Here is a 20,264-nt window from a genome sequence, read left to right as displayed (position 1 = left end):
CGCGCTCGTGGGAGGAGAAAAGCATGGCCGCAGGTGCCCCTGACCCCCGCCGTAAGGAAACTGAATTGACCGTACGGACCCTGCGTACCGTCGATTCCGAAGTGAAGGTTCTCGGCTCCAAGAGCTACACCAACCGGTATCTCGCGATCGCGTCGTTGTCCGGCCAGGACACGACGCTGGAGAACGCGCTGATATCAGATGACACGGTGTACTTCGCTCGCGGGATCGAGGCGCTGGGTCACGTGCGGGCCGAGATCGACGAGCGGCACGAGACGATCCGCGTCACACCCACGGGCGAGCCGATGCGAGCTCCCGCCGATGAGATCTTCATGGGCGGGGCGGGGACTCCGCTGCGGTTCCTCATCTCCATGGCCGGCCACGCCCCGGGCGTGACCACGATCACCGGCAACAAACGAATGCAGGAGCGCCCCATGGGCGACCTGCTCGCCGCGTTGCCCGCTCTCGGGGTCGACGCGGTCAGCGTCCGCGGCAACGGCTCGCCCCCCGTCCAGGTCGCCGGCGGCTCCTTCCGTGGCGGAGCCACCCAGATCAGCGGCGCGGTGAGCAGCCAGTTCACCTCGAGCCTGCTCATCAACTCCGTGCTCGCCGAGACCGACGTGGAGATCACGATCACCGACGATCTCATCTCCAAGCCCTACGTCGAGATGACGATCGCCGCGCTCGCCGAGATGGGCGTGCAGATCAAGCGAGACGGATACGCCCGGTTCACGGTTCCCGCAGGCCAGGCGTTCCGCGGCGGATCCGTCACCGTCGAGCCGGACGCCTCCGGCATGTCCTACTTCCTGGCCGCCGCCGCGGTGCTCGGCGGTCGCGTCACGATTCCCGGCATAGGCCGGGACTCCTATCAGGGCGATGTGGGCCTGGTCGACGCGCTGGCCCGGATGGGCTGCGCCGCGTCCTTCGACCAGAAGGGGATCACGCTCACCGGCGGGGAACTGCACGGCATCGAGATCGACATGGAGAGCATGCCCGACGTCGTGCCGACGCTCGCGGTGGTCGCCGCCTTCGCCCGGGGGACCACGCACATCAGCAACATCGCCAGCCTGCGCGTCAAGGAATGCGACCGCATAGCGGCGGTCACCAACGAACTGCGCAAGATGGGCATCGCCGTGGACGAACACCATGACGCGATGACCATCACGGGCGGCACGCCCACGGGAGCGGTCATCGAGACCTACGACGACCACCGGATCGCGATGTGCTTCGCGATCGCCGGGCTGCGTACCGAAGGGGTGGTGATCAAGGATCCCGGCTGCGTCGCGAAGTCGTACCCCACGTTCTGGGAGACCCTCGACACCCTGTTCCCCGACGGGAAGTCGACGACGTTCCCCGACGGGAAGTCGACCCGGTGAACCTCGCGTCGCGGGGCATCCTGCTGGTGCTGGACGGGTGGGGCCACGCCCCGCCCGGCCCGGCCAACGCGCTCAGCCGGGCGGCGATGCCCGACATCGACTCGCTGATCGCCGAGCGGCCCTCGACCCTGGTCCAGGCCTCGGGTGAGGCCGTCGGCCTGTTGCCGGGAACCGTCGGCAACTCCGAGATCGGGCACATGGTGATCGGCGCCGGCCGGCCGCTGCCGTACGACAGCCTCCTCGTGCAGCGCCAGATAGAAACGGGCGCGCTCGCGGACCATCCACTGCTCAACGAGGTGTGCGCGAAACTCGCCGCGACCGGCCGGGCCCTCCACCTGGTGGGACTGTGCTCGGACGGGCAGATTCACGCCCATGTCGACCATCTCAGGGAGCTCCTGCGCATCGCCGCGAGCTCGGGCGTGCCCGCCGTATGGATCCATGCGATCACGGACGGCCGTGACGTCGGCGACGGTACCGCCGCGGGATATCTCGACCTGGTCGAGAAATTCGCAGCCGAGGCGGGAACCGGCCGGATCGCGACGGTGATCGGCCGCGGGTACGCGCTCGACAAGAGCGGAGACCTGGAGCTTACCGGCGCGGCCATGCGGGCGATCGCGGACGGAGTGGGGGTCGGCGTCGCGCGGGCGCGGGACGCTCTCGACGGGCAGCGCAGTGACGTGTGGGTGCCGCCCAGCGTGATCGTCGAGGCGGAGGACACGCCACCCGGCGTGGTCGGACAGGGGGATGCCATCCTGTTCACCAACTTCCGCAGCGACCGGATCCAGCAACTCGCCGACGCGCTCGTGACCCATCTGGCGGCACGCGACGTAACCGTGCTGAGCCTCGCCAGATATGACACCCGGGCGGCGATTCCCCCCCTGGTGGATCGCGCGGACGCGTCGGGAGGGCTCGCCGACGAGCTCGAGCGGCATGGGCTGCGCTCGGTCCGCATCGCGGAAGGCGAGAAGTTCGAGCACGTGACCTACTACCTCAACGGCCGTGACGATCGAGTTCGCGCGGTCGAGGAGCACGTCAGGATCACCGGGGACGACCCGCCCGACTACCGGTCCCGCCCGGAGATGAACCTGCCGCTCGTCGTGGACGCGGTGACGGAGGCCGCGCGCCGCGCCGATGTGGCGCTGGTCGTCGCGAATCTGGCGAACATCGACGTCGTCGGGCACACCGGAGACGCGGAGGCGACGGTCGCGGCCGCGGAACACACCGATGCGGCGGTCGGCCGGATCTGCGCGGCCGCCGGCGAGACAGGACGGTGGGTGCTTCTCGTGGGCGATCACGGGAACGCCGAGCAGATGACGCGGCCGGACGCCGACGGAGGCCTGCGGCCGTACGGGGGGCACACGACGAATCCGGTGCCGCTCGTGTACGTGCCGGCTCCGCACGGCCGGTCGGCCGGCGGCGAACTGAAGTCCGAGGGAACCCTCGCCGACGTCGCGCCCACGGTTCTGGCCCTGCTGGGTCATCCGCCCGGCGCCGCCATGACCGGCAGGTCATTGCTGTGAGCGCCGAGCCGGCCCGCACGGTTCCGTCCGGCGAGTCGACGTATCAGGCAAACGACGGAGGAGATCGAGTAATGCCAGAACGTCCACGTATCGCCGTGATCGGAGACCACAGTGCCAAGGTTCCGGCCCATCCGCGGCTGGACGCGTTCATCCCGTTTCTCGATGTCGAGGTCGACTGGATCCCCACGGAAACCATCCGCGGCCCGGAGACCTTCAGACCGTACTCCGGCATCTGGGTCGTCCCCGGCTCTCCCTACGCATCGAAGGAGGGAGTGCTGTCGGCCATCCGTCTGGCCAGGGAGGCGGGCATTCCGTACCTGGGCACGTGCGGCGGCTTCCAGCACGCCCTGCTCGAGTACGCGCGCAACGCGCTTGGCCTGGCGCACGCCGACGACGTGCAGTACGACCCTGACGCCAAGGCACCGTTGATCACTGCTCTGTGCTGCTCGATGGTCGGCGAGACGGCCTCCCTGTTTCTCGGGGACGGAACTCGGCTCGCATCCGTCTACGCCCATGCGGAGCAGACCGTCGAGACGTTCCACTGCAAGTACGGCCTCAACCCGGAGTATGTCGACCTGATCGAGCAGAGTGCCCTGGTGATCAGCGGCTGGGACGCGGAGAAGGCCCCCCGTGCGATCGAGCTCTCCGATCACCCGTTCTTCATCGGAACTCTGTTCCAACCGGAACTGTCCTCCGCTCCCGGATCGATCCACCCGCTCATCGAAGCCTTCGTCGCCGCCGTAATCCGGCACGCCGAACATTCCGGAAGTTCTGCCACCCCCCAGGAGGCTGCTGTCACATGGAAGTATTCGTCCTGATCCTCGTCGTGGCGCTCGCCGCGGCCAACGGCGCCAACGACGTACCGAAGGGGGTCGCCACGCTCGCCGGAGCGGGCGTCACCAAGCTTCGTACGGCTATCGCATGGGGAACCATCGCCACCGTGCTCGGCTGCCTGGTGTCGCTGACGCTCGCCTCGAAGATGACCGATCTGTTCTCCAAGGGGATTGTCTCGGCGAATCCGACACCGGTCTTCGCGGCGGCGGTGCTCATCGGCACGGTCGTCTGGGTGATCCTCGCCACGGCGTTCGCGTTGCCGGTGTCCACCACACATGCCCTGGTCGGGGCGCTTCTCGGCGCCGGGGTTCTGTTCGCCCGTGACAGCGTGCAGTGGGACGGCCTGCTCGGCAAGGTCGTGGTGCCGCTGCTGCTCAGCATTCTCGTGGCGTACGCCATCTCGGCCGTGCTCGGCCTCATCACCCGCAAGCTCATGGCCAGATCGGCGGGGAGAAGGAACGAGAGCGGTGACAGCCCGGTGTCCGGCGGCACGCCGGCCGCCACGCCGGCCGTCACGGCGACGACCACGGCCGCGACCGTGGTGACGCACGTCGAACCGACCAGGGCGCAGCAGGCGATCGGAATCGGCCACTGGATCACCAGCGGTCTGGCCAGTTTCGCCCGGGGGCTCAACGACACGCCCAAAATCGTGGCGATCGGATCCTTCGCGCTGGTCGGAGGGATGACCACCACCACGTTGCTCTTCGCCGTCACGGCCGCCATGGCGATCGGCGGGCTCGTGGCCGGCTCCCGTGTCGCCGACCGTCTCGCCTACTCGGTCATCAAGATTCCGCACGCGGAGGGCTTCGCCGCCAACCTGACCACCGCGGCCCTGGTGGGACTCGGTGCCATGCTCGGCCTGCCGATGTCCACGACCCAGGTCTCGGCCGGTGCGATCTCCGGCATCGCGGCGAACGACCTTTCCCGGCTGAACAAGAAGACCGTGCGCGATCTCCTGATCGCATGGCTGCTGACGCCGCCGGTCGGTGCGGCCGTCGCCGCCGGCGCCTATCTCGTTCTTTCCTGACACCCGACCTTTCCTGACGCCCCTCCTTCCCGATGCCGGCGGCCGTCGGAACAGTCCCGGCGGCCGCTCATTGACAGGAGCATGATTCGATGATCTTATAACTAAGAAATTATCGAATCAACAGAGGGGATGACGACATGAATCGGCGACAGGACACCGAGGAACGCGTCACCGGCGGATTCATATCCGGCTCGCCGCAGGACAGCGGCGCGGCCGCGACCGGCTGCTGCGGCGAACCCGCCTCGGGCCCCGTTGAGATCACCGTCACCGAAGCCGATCTCGAGCACGCGTCCGGGAGTTGCTGCGGCGAGCCGCGCACGACGAGCGATGGCTGCTGCGGGACATAGGCGTACGGACAACCGGCCATGACATCACGAGAAAGGCCTGACCCCGGATGACCACGACCGCCCGGCCCGAGATCGAGAGAAGGCTCATGGCGCTGGCCGATGCCTTCGACGAGTCACGGGCGATGGCCGTCCTGGAATCGCTCTGCGCGGAGCGGCTGTCCGGCCGGGCCGTGGGTACGCGGGGACGCGACCATGCCACCGGGCTCATCGTGAGCGAACTGGGAGCTCTCGGGTTGCGCCCCGTCACGGACACGTTCCAGGTACCGGGAGTATTCAGGCTGGACTCGCAACCGATGTTCACCGTTTCGGGCCCGCACCTGTCCGGGGCGCTCGAACACCGCCGTGACTTCGCTGAGCACCCTCGCTCCGCCTCGATCGACAGGCCCGTCGAGGGTCCCGTCTCGCGATGGGACGGCGCACCCCGGGACGGTGCCTGGAGCGTCGTGGAACGCGTGCCGAGCGGGAGTGCCTTCGCCGAACTGGCCGATTCGGTCCGCGCGGGCGGGGGCATCGGCCTGCTGACGCCGCAGCGACCCGCTGCCTCCGGCTTCCTGACAAAGCGGGTCGTGGGCGAAGCACCCGTGGATCTCCCCGTCATCGCCGTCCGGGACGAGCACCTGGCCGCCCTGGACGGCGACACCGTACGAGCGATCATGCCCATCTGGCGCGGGACCGTCACCGGTGCCAATGTCGTCGCCGCGCTGCCCGGCACCGATCCCGATCTCGCCGGCCGGCCGGTGCTGGTCACCGCGCACTACGACGGGGTCGGGGCGGATCCCGGACGGCATTATCCGTGCGCCGGCGACAACGCCAGTGGAACGGGCGTGCTCGTCGAGGTCGCCCGTACGCTCGTGGCGCAGCGCTTCACGCCGGCTCGTCCTGTGGTCTTCGCCGCGCTCGACGCCGAGGAGGTGGGCGCCCGGGGATCGCTGCACCACGCGGGCCGGCTCGCCGCAGCCGGTGACCGCCCGGACGTCGTCAACCTGGACATGGCGGCGAAGTTCAACGGCGCCGTGGCGGCCGAGCTGGGGCCGGATTCCGAAGCGATCCGGGACGCCCTCGACCAGGCGGGACGCATGCTCGGCATCCCGCTGGCCGTCGGTCCGGTGGCCTCGGACAACCGGCGGTACGCAGCGGCCGGGTTCCCCGCCGTAGGCCTGGGCCTGGGCGCGGCTCACTACCACTCGCCGCTGGACGGCCCGGAGCACGTCGAGCCGGGTGCCCTTCGCATGGCCGGCCGGCTGCTGCTGGTCGCCATCGGTCGCCTGGCACTTGAGACGACACGTGCGGCCGGAGCGTGACGCCGTCCCGGCGCCCGCCGGCCGCGGAGCACACCCCCAACACACGAGGAGTAGTAATGGCGAGCACACCGCCGTCCATCTCGACCCAGCTCATCGGGCTCGCCCCTGAGGTCAGGGACAGTCACGCGAGCTTTTCCGACAGTTTCGAGGGCTTCTTCAACGCGGTCTTCGACGGCAAGGCCCTCGATCCGAAGACACGCGCCGCCGTCGCCCTCGCGGCGGCACTGGTGCTGGACCGGGAGGAGACCGTGCGCGCCTTCCTGGCGACGGCCAAACAGATCGGGCTGGGAAACGAGGAGATCGGGCAGGTGGCGGGAATCGTCGAGGTCCTGAAGCTCGACGCCCTGCGCCGACCCGCCACGGCGGCGGCCGCACCGGTGAAGAGGGCCAACACCTGCTGCTGATCGCTCATCGGCTTTCTGGCGCATCACGTCAGCGACAACGGAAGGGGAATGCCGGTGACAGCCGGCGGCGAAACTCCGGGGGGCACGGTCGTCCTCATCGGCGGCCGTGCCGAAAGGGAGTTCACCATCCTGCGCGAACTCGGCTACCGGATCCTCTACCTGGACCGGCGAGTCCCGCTGCGGTGCATGCTCTGGGCCGATGTGCCGATCGACGTGGACGTGGACGACTGGGACCTGGTCTCCGATTTGATCAAGGACCGGCTCGGCGGAACCCCGCCCGCGGCGGTGCTGACCCACGTGGAAACGCGGATCCCGTTGATGGCCCACCTCACGGAGTGCTTCCTCCGTGACGGGCGGGGGCTGACCCTCGACGCGGCATGGAACTGCCGGGACAAGTGGCAGACCCGTAACCGGCTCCGCCGCGCCGGATTGCCCGTGCCGGAGTTCGGGCTCGCGGACGACGCAGCGGACGCGGTGCGGATCGCCGCGGACATCGGCCTGCCCGTCGTGCTGAAACCGCGAGACGGGGCCGGCGCCTTCGGGGTACGGCGATGCCTCACCACCGACGAGGTGCGGCAGGCGGCGAATGCCATCCTCGCCGATCCGGGCCCGGCCACCCGGGCCGGCGTTCTGATCGAGGAGTACCTGGACGGGCCCGAGTACGCCGTGCAGACCCTCACCCAGAACGGACGCACGCGGCTGCTGAGCGTGTTCCGCCAGTACATGACCGAGCCGCCGATTTTCGTGGAGACAGGTTACGAACACCCCAGCGGCCTCGGCAGCACCGACGAGTCGGCCCTCGCGGAAATGGTCGCTTCGGCGCTGGCCGCCCTCGGGATCACGGACTGGATCAGCCACACGCAGGTACGGCGCGGGCCCGGCGGGTTCCGCATCGTAGAGGTCAACGCGCGCCGTCCGGGCGGCCGCCTGGTCGAGATGACCTCCGTCGTGTCCGGCGTCGACATGATCGTGGCGGTCTCGCAGTTGGCGCTCGGCCTCCCGGTGACCATCGGAGCGCCGCGGGCCACGCATGCCCTGTACCGCAGCGTCGTCTTCGACGAGCCGGGATTCCTGACGTACCGGACTGATGTTGATATATCGGCTTTATCGCGGTCGCCGGCGCCGATCGTCGAGGTGGAGGTCGCGCCGGGTGAGCCGGTGCTGCCGATGGATCACCCGGAAGGCGGGGTGTACGGCCGGATCGTGGTGTTCGGCCATTCGACGACAGAGGTCGCCGACGGTGTTCGCGCCGTCAGGGAAGCGCTGGACCTGCGGGTGATGCCGGCCGATGACCTCGCCTGGACCGGATCGGACAGCCGTGAGTTCAAGTCGTGCTGCTGAGGTGATCGTGACGAGCCACGAGTATCGCGTGATGCTCTCGGGCGGGGTGGCCGGCATCGACAGGGACGTCTGGAACGACGTGGTACGCCGCTGCGGCGGCACGACCTTCTACGCCTGGGAGTGGCTGGCCGCGTTCGAAGAGGCGCCCCCGGGGACGTTCCAGCCCGCTCATCTGCTGGCCTATCGAGGAGATGAGCTGGTCGGGGTCTGTCCCGCCTTCCTGGTGCACCACTGCCCGCGACTGGACTACGCGTACTCCCTCAGTGCGGCACCTGGGCTGCGCGACCGGGGTCCGGTTCTGCTCGCGCACAGCCTCGCCGGGTTGATCGGGGGTCCTCTGGTGCTGCCGGGCCATCGAGACGCCGCGGCGGCGCTGATCGCCGGTCTGGAACAGGCGGCCTCGGTGTTGGACGCATGGGCGTGGGGCGTCGCGAACCTTCCGGCCGGCGCCGCCACCGGATTGCTCCTGCGCGAGGGTTACGCGGTGGCGCACGTGGCCACGGCGTACCACATCGACACCACATGGCCGTCTCCCGCCGAATACTGGAGCACGTTGCCGGGCCGCCGCCGACGCAAGCTCTGGCGAGAACAGCGGCAGCGGGCCGAAGGCCTGGTCATCGCCGAAACACGGCTGGACGCGGACACGATGGTGCGACTCGCCCACGATCTGCTCCGCGCCCACGGAACACCGGTCGACGTGTTCCCCGAGGCGTACCTGCGGGCCCTGCACCGGCACCTGCGGCCCTACGAGAGGACGATCGTCGCGGCCGACGCCGACGGGATCGCGGCCATGTTCAGTGGCTGGCAGTTCGGGGCCGAGTGGTCGTTGTGGATCGCCGGGTTACGGGCCGCACGGTATGCCGCGTTCGAGCCCTACCACTCGATGCTGGCGCACACCATCGAAGCGGCGGTCACCTCGGACACCCGCGTGCTCAACCTGGGCCGGGGCAACGCCCCCATCAAGCGCCGATACGGCGCGATCGGCACGCCGCTCTTCCTCGCGCTGAAATCGGCGAACCGGCGCCATGACGCACTGCTGCACGCGTGGTGCCGGCAGTTGGAGGTGCGGAGCCAGGCCTCGCCTGACGGGCTTGACGTAGTGAGCAGGTGCTGCTGATGCCTGAACGACTCGCCACGGCCGACGCTCGGCCGAGCATCCTGTGCGTTTCGGGCCGTCGGGTGGTCGATGTGCTCGGGGAGATGGGCGTCCACACGGTTTTCCTCAGCGATCCCACGCCCATCGACCTCGCCTGCCTGGTCGACCTGCCCCTGGACCTCGACCTGGACGATTGGGCGGCCACCGAGGCCGTCGTCCGTGGACTCCACGACGCGCGGCCCTTCGCCGGGGTGCTGAGCGTCTACGATGCGTACCTGCCCCTGGCCGGTTACCTCGCCGCGCGGCTCGACGTGGCAGGGCTCGCCCTGCCCGCCGCGTTCAACTGCGACAACAAGCTCCGGATGCGGCTGACTCTCGAGGCGGGCGGCATCGCGGGACCGGCGTACGCGGTCGTGGGCGATCCCGATGAGGCGGCGGCCGCGGCCCGGCGCCTGGGATATCCGGTCGTCGTCAAGAAAATGGGGGCCGCCGGGGGCAGGGGAACCCGGCTGTGCCGCAGCCCGGAAGAGGTGGCCGCGGCGGTCACCGCTCTGTGGGCGGAGACGAGCCCCAACCTGCTGGTTGAGGAGCATGTCGAGGGTCCCGAGTACGCGGTGCAGACCGTGACCGTGGGCGGAGCCACCGAGGTGATCAGTGTGCTGGCGCAGCACACGGCGACCGGGGCGCGACCGGTCGAGACGGGCTATGACTTTCCCAGCGGCCTCGGCGACCAGGGCGAGGTGAGGCTCGGGGCCTTCGTCGCCCGAGCTCTGCGGGCACTGGGCGTCGACAGCGGGATCGCCCACACCCAGGTCCGCCTCGGTCCGGCGGGTCCGGCGGTGATCAATGTCAGCGCGCGTCCACCCGGTGGACGCCTGTGCGAGGTGACGGAGGCGGTCTCCGGCGTCGACATGGTGCGGGCCGCGATCGAGGTCGCACTGGGCCGGCCCGTCACCCGGCGGTCGCCCGTGGCCGGTCATGTCATGTATCGGTGCGTTGCCTTCGACACGGCCGGCACGGTCGACTACGACCCCGGGGCGCTCGCGATGGCCGGAGACGGCCCCGCCTGCCTCAGTGTGTCCATGGACGTCGAGCCGGGAGAGCGGGTGCTCCCCGTCGATCACGTTGACGGCGGGGTCTACGGGCGCGTCGTCGTCTACGCGGACACGGCGGAGTCGCTCGAGCCCGCTTACCGGCGGGCCGTCGATGCGCTGCGGCCACGCCTGAAGCGGAACGGAACGTGAGACCACCTGCCCCGGATGAGGATGGTGACCTACCGATGTCAGACAAGTCGGGACCACAGGCGGCGCGGGAGGTGACCCGCGTGCTGGTGCTCGGCGGGCACCGCACCGTCACGATGCTGAAGGAGCGGACCGACTACGAAGTCGGCTTCGCCGACGAGTTCATCCCCTTCGACCTTTTCGCATTGATCGACATCCCCTTCGAGGTGGACTTCGACGACTGGGAATCGGTGGTGAAGCAGGTCGAGCGCGTGCACGCCACGCGACCGTTCACCGCGGTGGTGAGCCAGGTCGACCGACTCGTTCCCCTGGCCGGTGTGTTGCGCGAGCGTCTGGGTCTGGCAACAGGGATCACCGCCGAGGCCGCCGGGAACTGCAACGACAAGGCCGCCACGCACAGGTGTCTGGCCGAGGCCGGCCTCGCCGTCACCCGTCACCACGTCGTCGGCAGTGCGGAGGAAGGGGTGACGGCGGCCAAGGAGATCAGCCTGCCCGTCGTCGTCAAGCCGCGGGACGCGACGAGTGCGGTGGGACTCATGCACTGCGCCACAGCGGAGGAGGTGTCCGTCGCCGTCCGGGACATCCTGGACGGCGGGCGCGACAGCGCGCTGGTCGAGGAATATCTCATCGGGCCGGAGATCGGGGTTTTCGCCAGCCGCGCCGGGGGAGAGACCGAGATCTGTTACGTCTTCGAGGGCGAAGTGGGACCGCCGCCGAAGTTCGTCAAGCTCGGTGGCTGGTTCCCGGGGGCGCTGGCCGAGGACGATCTCTCCCGGGTGAGCGAGTTGACCGAGCGCGCCCTCGCCGCCGTCGGGCTCGACAACTGGATCGCTCTGGTGCAGTTCATCCTGACCGAGGCCGGGCCGAGGGTCGTCGAGATCAACCCGCGGGTGGCAGGTGGTCAGGGGGTCGCGCTCATCACGGCGACCAGCGGATACGAGTCGACGCTGGTCGCGGTGGAGGCCGCCTTGGGCCGCCAGATGCGACCTGATCCCCCCAAGGCGCCCGTCGGCCTCTACCGCAGCCTCGTCTTCGAACACGAAGGCAGTCTGTGGTATCGCCAGGAGGCGCTGCGCGAGGTCGAGGGGCTGGAGTCTCCGGTCGAACCACTGATCGAGATCGACGTCGAGCCGGGAGAGGCCGTGCTCGCGATCAACCATCCGCGAGGTGGGGCGTTCGGCCGAATCGTGCTGGCCGGAAACAGCCGTGAAGAGGTCGCCCGGGACTACGAGCGGATCATCGCGTGGTTGGACCTCCGGGTCGAGCCCCTGCACGACGCCGAGTCGGAGAGCGCGAAGACGCACTCGTCCTGCTGTTGACACCGGGCATATGCCCGGTCTTGACGGGATCCGTGAGCTCTGATTTCATAATCTTGAAATTATCAAATCAGATGGGAGAGGGGTGCGTGATGGCGGACGACATGATCGGCTCGGGCTGCTGCGAGACCAGCGGCATCGAGGACGCGGCCGAAGACGGCGCCGAATGCAGCTGCGCGTGCGCGTGCTGCGACTAGGAAGCGGCGTGTCTGTGCGACCGGGCGTGGCGCGGCCCACCATCCAAGGACCGCGCCGCGCCTCAGAGGTGCACAGGGGGCCGGCCGGAAGGAAGAGGTAAGTGAAAGAGACGCTTCACGCGCTGCGCTTCATCTACGGCTACCCGCTCCGCTACCGACGGGCGATGACCGTGGCCACGCTCACGATGCTGGCCGGCCTGCTCAGCAGCATCGCCATCCCACTGGTCATGCGCGTCGCCATCGACGCGGGCGTCCTCGGCGGTGACCCGGGCCTGCTGCTCGTGATCGCGGTCGGCGTCCTGGCCATCGGGGCGGTCTCCGCGACACTGCTTCACCTCGGCAAGCAGCTCCGCTTCAAAGTCGCGAGCCGGGCCGTCAACGATCTGCGGCATGACCTGTTCCGCAATCTCCTCCGGCTCGGTCCCGCCGACACGGCCGAGGCATCCGGCGGGAGGGCGCTGACACGGCTGGTCTCCGACGCGGTCTTCGTCCGCGGCCTGACCAACGGCGGCCTGCTGGAACTGCTCAACCAGCTTCTCGTCACCTCGGTGATGTACCTGGTCGCAATGGTGATCGACGTCCGCACCACGCTTCTCGCCTCGATCCCGCTGGTCATCGTGATCGTGGGCCATCTCACCGTGCAGGGGCGCCTGCACCGGGTGTTCGTGGAGGTGAAGGGACAGTTCACCAACCTGCTCTCCGGGGTCGGGGAATCCCTCTCGAACATCGGAGTCGTGAAGTCCTTCAGCCGTGAGGGCGCCGCCTCGGATCGGCTGAACAAGATCAATGAAGAGCTGTCCGCGCGCCGGGGCAGCATGAAGACCACCTACAGCCGCTGGGAGGCCATCCTCAACGTCGTGGGCGCGCTGCCGACGCCGATCGCCCTGTGGCTGGGCGGCGCCGCGGTGGTCGAGGGCGGTCTGACCGTGGGCAGCCTGGTCGCGCTCACCGCGCTGATCATGATGGTGCAGATGAGCATGCACATGGTCACCATGCACGCCAACGGGGTCTTCCGATCAGTCGTGATCGCCCAGCGCCTGCTGCGCATCGTGGAGGCGCCGTCCGTGCTGGACATCCGGTCCGGGACCCGTCCCATGCCTTCGCTCACCGGTGCGCTCACCGCGACCGCTCTCGTCGTCGACATCGGGGAACGGCGGGTTCTCGACGAGGTGAGCCTGGACGTCACGCCAGGCGAGGTGATCGCCTTCGTCGGGCCGACCGGCAGCGGCAAGACCACCCTGCTCCACGCGCTGGCCCGGCTGCGCGACCCCCAGTCGGGAATAGTCCGCTACGACGGCACCGACGTCCGCGAGTACGACCTGGAATCGCTCCGGCGCCAGGTGGTGTGCCTACCCCAACGGCAGTGGATCTTCGAGGGAACCCTGGCCGACAACATTCGCTTCGCCCGGCCCGACGCCACCCCGGAGGAGGTCGCCGAAGCGGCCGGAGCGGCAGGGCTCGGTCATTTCCCGCTTGAGCGCACGCTCGCCGCCGACGCGGCGGACCTGTCCGCCGGCGAGCGTCAGCGTGTGGGGCTCGCCCGCGTCCTGCTCGTCGACCCCGCGATCCTGTTCCTGGACAACCCGACCGCCAACCTCGACGCGGAAACCGAGGCGGAACTGCTCGACACCATCATGCGAGTACGGCGGGGCAGAACGCTCATCATCGCGACCCAGCAGCCCGCCGTGACGCGACACGTCGACCGAGTGATCGCGTTGAACAACGGCGCTCCCGTGACGCCCACCTCGCCGGCGGCGCCCGTACCCGAAGTCGATCCCGCGGCCGGCGACGCGCCGTCGGCCCGGCCGCTGGCATCCGCCGGCCTCCAGGAAGGGGGCAAGACCAATGGCTGATTCGGCCACGGTGGCCGCACCCCTCGAAGAGAGCGAGGCCGACCGGACCCTCCGCCGGGCGGCCCGGCGACTGCTTCCCTACCTGAGGCCGCACATCGGGTGGATCGCCCTGGCCACCTTGATGACCATCCTCAACTCCGTGATGACGATCGCCCAGATGTACACCGTCATGGCGGGCATCGGTCACATCGTCATGGGCGACCTCGACGCGGTCGGGCGGACCGCGGTCAACCTGGTGGTTCTCGCGGTCCTGGACAACATCATCCGCATCACCTACAACGTCGCGATGATCCGGGTGAACGAGCGGCTCACCGTTACGCTCCGCAACGACCTGGTGCGCCGCCTGCACAACGTGCAGCTGTCCCGGCACGTCTCGCAGGCCAGCGGCACCTGGGTGACCCGCGTGCTGTTCGAGGCGGAGCGCTTCCGCGGATACATCACCAAGACCGGTCTGGAGCTCGTGCAGAGCAGCGTGTGGTTCATCGCGTTCGCGGTGTTCCTGCTGGCACTGAGCCCCGGGGTCGCCCTGCCCACGATCGTCGTCATCCCGATCATGGCGATCATCGCGGTGCGCTGGACGCGCTATCTGAAGGCGGACACGCGGCGGCAGCGCGAGGCCTGGGACGGCGTCGTCGGTTATCTGAACCAGCGCATCGACGGGCTCGCCGACATCCGTGCGTTCGGCAGGGAAGACAGCGTCATGGCCGACCTGGAGGAGCGCTCGGCCGGCTACACCAAGGTCCACAACAGGTTGTCGACGAAGCGGCTGTGGCTCACGTCCTATCTGGGCTTCACCGTCCACATCGCCTTGGCCTTGCTGATCTTCTTCGGTGGGCTTCAAATCATCAACGGTCATCCGCTCGGCTCGGGCTTCTTCTTCGACCTGGCCGCCGGAATGATGCCGATGACCTGGATGCTCCTCGGCACCAACTCGATGATGGCCTCGATGGGCATGGCTCAGGGCGCCGCACTGGCCGCCGGCACGCTGGCCGCGTTCGCGTTGTTCTCGAAGCGAATGCTGAACCCGGTCCGGGACGTGGCCCACCAGCTCGGTCAGGCTTCGGACATGGCGGTGTCGGCCAGTCGCATCCTCGAGGTGCTGGATCTGGACGAGGAAGAGGACACCGGCGACACGCTGCCCGAGGTCCGAGGTCACCTGCACGTCGACCGGGTGAGTTTCGGTTACGCGGACGGAGTCGAGGTCCTCCACGATGTGACGTTCGAAGCACGGCCCGGGGAGCACGTCGGAGTCGTCGGCGCCAGCGGTGCCGGCAAGAGCACCCTGATGCAACTGCTCGTCCGCTTCTACTCGCCGACATCGGGCACGATCCGCATCGACGGCCACGACGTGTCCCAGGTGACCAGGTCGTCCATACGCGCCCAGGTCCTGCTCGTCACACAGGAGGCTCAGCTCTTCGACGGGACGGTCGCGGAGAACATCAGGTTCGGCAGGCCGGACGCCACAGATGAGGAGGTCGTCGAGGCCGCACGGGCGATCGGCGCCGACGAGGTGATCAACGAACTGAGCGGCGGTTACCAGACCAGGGTGGGCGAGCGCGGGGCGCGTCTGTCCGTCGGCGAGCGGCAACTCGTCGCCCTCGCACGCGCGATGGTCGCCGACCCAAGAGTGATCATCCTCGACGAGGCGGTGTCCAGTGTGGACCCGGCCCGGCAGCGCGTCGTGCTGGCGGCGATCCGGCGGTTGCTGGACGGCCGCACCGCGATCGTGGTGGCGCACTGGCTGAGCCTGGTCGAGGATCTCGACCGCGTCTTCGTGCTCGAAGACGGCCGGATCGTCGAGTCGGGCACCCCGGTGGAACTTCTCACGGGTGAAAGCCGGCTCGCCGAGCTCTGCAAGGTCCAAACCGGAGAAATCACCGTACCCGCTGGGAGGAAGTAGCCATGTCCACCACCGGACAGAGTGTCGGACAGAGTGTCGGTCGGCTTTTCTGGGCCGCCGCGAACAACGAGCCGTTGCCCGTCACTCAGGCCGAGAGCAAGAGTTCGTGCTGCGGCCCCAGAACCGCGGCTCCCAAAACCGGGGCCGCCGATGCCGCGGCCGCCGGGACCGGGGCCGCCGAGACCGGGGCCGTACACGTCGAAAAGGCGTCGTGCTGCGGTCCCAAGCCGAAGGCGGGCGAGGAGACCACCCCCGCTGTCAAGAGTTCGTGCTGCGGATAGGGCGCGATATCCAGTCGGGAGGGAAACGATGAGCAGGCGCTCAATTCGCACCGCGGTCGCCGGGCTCCTCGCCGCGTTCCTCGTCGCGACGGCGGTGGCCGGCTGCGCGCAGAGCAGGGCCGACGAGACGACCTCACCTGCGGCGTGCCAGACGGAGAAGCAGGGTGCCGGGCTCACCGTGCGGTTCACGACGGTTCCGTGTCCGGCGAAGGGCGGCATGGTCGCCGTGGCCCAGTTCACGATCAGGGATTCGGCCGGCGAACCCGTCCGCGACGCCACCGTGAAGGTCAACTACGACATGCCCAGCATGAACATGCAGAGATCTTCCGAGCAGACGGCCACCCTCAACGGCGACGCCTACGAAGCGAGGCTCGTTCTCGGCATGACCGGCTTCTGGGTCGTCACGATCCAGGTGAGCCGCGGTTCGGCGGCACCGGCCGCCATGCGTTTCGACGTCCGGGCCAGATGAATGCCACCTGCCCTGACAACCAAACCTGAAAGGAACATGTCGTGAGCGTCGTCACCACATATGCGGTTGAAGGCATGACGTGCGGCGGCTGCGCCAACCGGGTGCGCAGTGCTTTGACCACCGGCATTCCGGGTGTCGATGTGATCGAGGTCGACCCGAAGGCCGGGCGGGTTCAGCTCAGCTCAGCCGCACCTGTCTCCGAGGAAGCCGTCCAGGCCGCCGTGGAGAAGAGCGGATACCGGTTCGCCGGGATCCTCTCATGAGAAGCAGTGTCAAGATCGCGGGTTTCCTGGCGCTGCTGGCCGTGGTCTTCCTGCTGTCCTACGCGCTGGGCACGGCGGTGCCTCCAGTCGAGTTCTGATCGCGGGTCGAGAGGAGATAGCCGTGTCCGGAACAGCTCTGCCGCTGGCGGCACGATCCGAGGTCACCCTGTTGATCGGCGGCATGACATGTGGCTCGTGCTCGGCGCGGATCGAACGCAAGCTCAATCGGATGGAAGGCGTACGGGCCGAGGTCAACCTGGCCGTTGAGCAGGCGCATGTCGAATACGACGCCGGAGTCTCGGTCGACGATCTGATCGCGGTGATCGAAGGCCTCGGATACACCGCGGCCCTCCCAGAGCCCGAACCCGTGGCCGCGGAGGGGGCCGAGAGCGACGAGCGTACCGATGACGGCTCCCTGTCCGTCTTACGGCGGCGGCTCCTGATCTCCGCGGGGCTCGCCGTGCCGGTCGTCGCGATGGCGATGATCACTCCACTCCAGTTCGACTACTGGCAGTGGCTGTCACTGACACTGGCCGCGCCTGTGGCGGTCTGGGGTGCGTGGCCGTTCCACGTCGCCGCATGGAAGAACCTGCGGCACGCCTCCGCGACGATGGACACGCTGATATCGCTCGGGGTGATCGCGGCATTCGGCTGGTCGATCTATGCGCTCTTCTTCGGATACGCCGGCATCCCGGGCATGCGAATGCCGTTCGTGATGCGGCCGATATCGGGTGAGGGATCGCACCACATCTACCTCGAGGTCGCCGCCGCTCTCACCGTCTTCATCCTGGCCGGCCGCTATGCCGAGCACCGGTCCAAGCGGCGGGCGGGCGCCGCGCTGCGGGCGCTGCTGGAGCTCGGGGCCAAGGACGTCGCGGTGATGCGAAACGGCCGCGAGGTCCGGGTGCCCATCGACCGGCTGGCGGTCGGAGAGCTGTTCGTGGTCCGGCCGGGGGAGAAGATCGCCGCCGACGGTGTGGTCGTCGAAGGCGCTTCCGCCGTGGACGCCTCCATGCTCACAGGCGAGAGCGTTCCGGTCGAGGTGGGCCCGGAGTCATCGGTCGTCGGCGCCACCGTCAACACGAGCGGGCGTCTGGTCGTCAGGGCGACGCGGATCGGTGCCGACACCCAGCTCGCCCAGATGACACGGCTGGTCACCGAGGCGCAGGCGGGCAAGGCCCCCGTGCAGCGCCTCGCCGACCGGGTGGCGGCCGTGTTCGTTCCCGTCGTCGTGGCGGTGGCCGTCGCCGCGTTCGGCTTCTGGCTGGGCAACGGACTCGACGTCGCCGGAGCGATGACCGCCGCCGTCTCCGTCCTGGTCGTCGCCTGTCCGTGCGCGCTCGGCCTGGCGACGCCGACCGCGCTCCTGGTGGGTACGGGCCGCGGCGCCCAGCTGGGGATCCTCATACGCGGCCCGGAGATCCTGGAATCGACCAGACGCATCGACACCATCGTTCTTGACAAGACGGGTACGGTCACCGCCGGATCGATGCGACTGGCCGATGTCGTACCCGGCCACGGAGAGGACGCCGACCGACTGCTCAGGCTCGCCGGTGCGCTCGAAGACGCCTCGGAGCATCCGATCGCGCGGGCCATCGCGGCCGGGGCACGCGAGCGCCTGGGAACGCTTCCCCCGGTTTCCGATTTCGAAGGCAGCGCGGGCCTGGGGGTACGCGGTGAAGTCGAGGGGGTCGCGGTACGCGTAGGCCGGGCGTCGTGGCTGGAGACGGAGGCGCCGACCACGCCCGAACTGGACAAGGCGATCGGAGAAGCGGAGGCTCTCGGTCTCACGCCGGTTCTCGTCGGCTGGGAGGGGCGGGTCCGCGGCGTGCTCGTCGTCGCGGACACGGTGAAGCCGACCAGCGCCGAGGCCGTGGCGGAGATGCGGAGACTGGACCTGACGCCGATCCTGCTGACCGGCGACAACCGGCGAGCCGCGGAATCGGTGGCCGCGCGGGTCGGGATCACCGAGATCGAGGCCGAGGTCATGCCGGCGGGCAAGGTGGCGGTCATCCAGAGACTGCAGCGGGACGGGCGGGTCGTGGCCATGGTGGGCGACGGGGTGAACGACGCCGCCGCTCTCGCTCAGGCGGACCTGGGCATCGCCATGGGCACAGGTGCGGACGCCGCGATCGAGGCGGGCGACATCACGCTCGTGCGGGGGGACCTGCGCGCCGCGGCCGATGCCGTACGGCTGTCCAGGCGGACCCTCGGGACGATCAAAGGCAACCTCTTCTGGGCCTTCGCCTACAACGTGGCGGCCGTTCCTCTTGCGATCCTCGGGCTGCTGAACCCGATGGTCGCCGGAGCCGCGATGGCGGCGTCCAGCCTGTTCGTCCTCAGCAACAGCCTCAGACTGCAGCGCTTCCGCGCCGCCGCGGAGGAGAACCGATGATGCGGACCGTGGCCTTCGGCGTCCCCATGGCTGTCGTCGACGTGGAAGAGGCGCTCAACGGCGATTGGACAGCATGCCGAGGCGAGGTCGACATCGTACGGGTGCAGGACCCGCCGCTCGCCCGATGGGCGGAGCTGGCCGCGGCGGGATTCTTCCCCAAACCCCAGGTCGTCGTCTGGCGGACGGCCACGGCCGAGACCGAGCACGACTATCTGGCGCGACTTCCGAGCAAGGACAGGCGCAACGTCTTCGCGGCACGCCGCCGTGTCCGCGCCACCGGGGTGAGATTCGAGATCCGTCCGGTCTCGGCGGGGCTGCTCGAACTGTTCCTGCCGCTGTACGAGCGTGAGGTCGGCAAGATGCGGCACGGATGGGCGGGCGCGAGCGCGCAGCGGGCCCAGATCCTGGCCGCGGCCGATCAGTACTTCGCCGTGTGCGTCTGGGACGGCGCCGATTTGGCCGGAGCCTGTCTCAGCCTGCAGTCCCGCGAGAAGGACGAGGTGCGGGCGCGCTTCTCCGCGGTGGTGCCCCACCACCGTGCGGCGGGGCTCCCGCGGCTGCTGTACATGAAGGTGATCGAGGAGGCCCGCCGGCGCGGATTCGGCTGGGTCAGCCTCGGCAGTGATCCCAACCTCTACGGCCACATGGTCAAGCCGGGCCTGTTCGGCTTCAAGAGCCGCCTCGGGTTCGTCTCCGTGCCGTCGCATCTCGTGGATCCCGGCTCGGGCTCGGACCAGGCCGACCGGATCGTGGGTCTGAGCGCGCTCACCGATCCGTCCTTCGTCCTTGCCTACGCCACCGGCGACGACGGTCGGCCGGTGCGTGGACCGGACCTGAGACTGGAGATGTTCGGTGCGACAGGCGACGTCGACCTGCGTCCCTACAGGTCGGCCTTTCTTACCGGAATGCGCACGCATCGCGTGGACGCCGTCCCATCCCCGTTCCCATCCCTGACGGGTGACTGAAACGATAGGAAGATTGCCGTATGACCGATCCCTGCCTCCAGCCCCACCGCACATCCGTGATGCCCCGTGGAAGGGGGACAGGTCAGGGCGTCTCGCCGTACCCCGCGCTCCCCCCGGGCGCCGGCTGGGACGTCGCGACCG

At 69.0% G+C, this 20,264-nt stretch carries 18 protein-coding genes; all 18 read left to right on the top strand.

The genetic code is table 11. The features are described from left to right. The first annotated feature begins 65 nt into the window (after positions 1 to 65). A complete protein-coding gene (gene aroA / locus Mth01_RS22405; RefSeq protein ID WP_204017892.1) occupies positions 66 to 1,373 on the top strand; it encodes a 3-phosphoshikimate 1-carboxyvinyltransferase in 1,308 nt (435 codons plus the stop codon). Further along, positions 1,370 to 2,893 carry a 2,3-bisphosphoglycerate-independent phosphoglycerate mutase gene (gene gpmI, locus Mth01_RS22400; protein ID WP_204017891.1) on the top strand — a complete coding sequence of 508 codons (1,524 nt, stop codon included), beginning with the start codon at positions 1,370 to 1,372 and terminating at the stop codon, positions 2,891 to 2,893. Before aroA ends, gpmI begins: the two co-directional genes overlap by 4 nt. A 71-nt stretch (positions 2,894 to 2,964) precedes the next feature. Continuing rightward, on the top strand, positions 2,965 to 3,711 hold the full coding sequence (locus tag Mth01_RS22395; protein WP_204017890.1) for a CTP synthase C-terminal region-related (seleno)protein: 747 nt from the start codon (positions 2,965 to 2,967) through the stop codon (positions 3,709 to 3,711). Then, positions 3,693 to 4,754: an inorganic phosphate transporter gene (locus tag Mth01_RS22390; RefSeq protein WP_204017889.1), complete on the top strand. Its 1,062-nt coding sequence runs from the start codon at positions 3,693 to 3,695 to the stop codon at positions 4,752 to 4,754. The genes Mth01_RS22395 and Mth01_RS22390 overlap by 19 nt, the downstream gene beginning before the upstream one ends. 137 nt (positions 4,755 to 4,891) lie before the next feature. Further along, the gene (locus tag Mth01_RS22385) at positions 4,892 to 5,101 is read left to right on the top strand and encodes a hypothetical protein (protein ID WP_204017888.1); all 210 of its coding nucleotides are present in this window, start codon (positions 4,892 to 4,894) and stop codon (positions 5,099 to 5,101) included. A 47-nt stretch (positions 5,102 to 5,148) separates the two neighbouring features. Beyond that, entirely contained in the window at positions 5,149 to 6,402 is a 1,254-nt protein-coding gene (locus Mth01_RS22380) for a M28 family metallopeptidase (protein WP_204017887.1), read from the top strand. Positions 6,403 to 6,458: 56 nt separating this feature from the next. Then, positions 6,459 to 6,806: a carboxymuconolactone decarboxylase family protein gene (locus Mth01_RS22375; protein WP_204017886.1), complete on the top strand. Its 348-nt coding sequence runs from the start codon at positions 6,459 to 6,461 to the stop codon at positions 6,804 to 6,806. Positions 6,807 to 6,854: 48 nt separating this feature from the next. After that, a complete protein-coding gene (locus Mth01_RS22370; protein WP_204017885.1) occupies positions 6,855 to 8,147 on the top strand; it encodes an ATP-grasp domain-containing protein in 1,293 nt (430 codons plus the stop codon). Positions 8,148 to 8,154: 7 nt separating this feature from the next. Beyond that, positions 8,155 to 9,264: a GNAT family N-acetyltransferase gene (locus Mth01_RS22365; protein ID WP_204017884.1), complete on the top strand. Its 1,110-nt coding sequence runs from the start codon at positions 8,155 to 8,157 to the stop codon at positions 9,262 to 9,264. Next, a complete protein-coding gene (locus tag Mth01_RS22360) occupies positions 9,264 to 10,487 on the top strand; it encodes an ATP-grasp domain-containing protein (RefSeq protein WP_204017883.1) in 1,224 nt (407 codons plus the stop codon). The genes Mth01_RS22365 and Mth01_RS22360 overlap by 1 nt, the downstream gene beginning before the upstream one ends. A gap of 35 nt (positions 10,488 to 10,522) precedes the next feature. Then, entirely contained in the window at positions 10,523 to 11,803 is a 1,281-nt protein-coding gene (locus Mth01_RS22355; protein ID WP_204017882.1) for an ATP-grasp domain-containing protein, read from the top strand. Between the two features lie 295 nt (positions 11,804 to 12,098). Further along, positions 12,099 to 13,850, top strand: a complete 1,752-nt coding sequence (locus Mth01_RS22350; RefSeq protein ID WP_204017881.1) for an ABC transporter ATP-binding protein — start codon at positions 12,099 to 12,101, stop codon at positions 13,848 to 13,850. Then, on the top strand, positions 13,843 to 15,750 hold the full coding sequence (locus Mth01_RS22345) for an ABC transporter ATP-binding protein (RefSeq protein WP_204017880.1): 1,908 nt from the start codon (positions 13,843 to 13,845) through the stop codon (positions 15,748 to 15,750). Before Mth01_RS22350 ends, Mth01_RS22345 begins: the two co-directional genes overlap by 8 nt. Before the next feature lie 2 nt (positions 15,751 to 15,752). After that, positions 15,753 to 16,031 carry a hypothetical protein gene (locus tag Mth01_RS22340; protein WP_204017879.1) on the top strand — a complete coding sequence of 93 codons (279 nt, stop codon included), beginning with the start codon at positions 15,753 to 15,755 and terminating at the stop codon, positions 16,029 to 16,031. Between the two features lie 28 nt (positions 16,032 to 16,059). Further along, on the top strand, positions 16,060 to 16,500 hold the full coding sequence (locus Mth01_RS22335) for a FixH family protein (protein ID WP_204017878.1): 441 nt from the start codon (positions 16,060 to 16,062) through the stop codon (positions 16,498 to 16,500). A 41-nt stretch (positions 16,501 to 16,541) separates the two neighbouring features. Beyond that, positions 16,542 to 16,763 carry a heavy-metal-associated domain-containing protein gene (locus tag Mth01_RS22330; protein WP_204017877.1) on the top strand — a complete coding sequence of 74 codons (222 nt, stop codon included), beginning with the start codon at positions 16,542 to 16,544 and terminating at the stop codon, positions 16,761 to 16,763. A gap of 121 nt (positions 16,764 to 16,884) precedes the next feature. After that, a complete protein-coding gene (locus Mth01_RS22325; protein WP_275409002.1) occupies positions 16,885 to 19,158 on the top strand; it encodes a heavy metal translocating P-type ATPase in 2,274 nt (757 codons plus the stop codon). Beyond that, complete coding sequence (locus Mth01_RS22320) at positions 19,155 to 20,123, top strand: hypothetical protein (RefSeq protein WP_204017876.1); 969 nt, start codon at positions 19,155 to 19,157, stop codon at positions 20,121 to 20,123. Before Mth01_RS22325 ends, Mth01_RS22320 begins: the two co-directional genes overlap by 4 nt. Positions 20,124 to 20,264: the final 141 nt, after the last annotated feature.

The sequence above is a fragment of the Sphaerimonospora thailandensis genome (assembly GCF_016863115.1).
In the GTDB taxonomy this organism is placed as follows: Bacteria; Actinomycetota; Actinomycetes; order Streptosporangiales; family Streptosporangiaceae; genus Sphaerimonospora; species Sphaerimonospora cavernae.
Note: the sequence above shows the minus strand (reverse complement) of the source record. Positions and strands in the feature narration are given on the sequence as shown.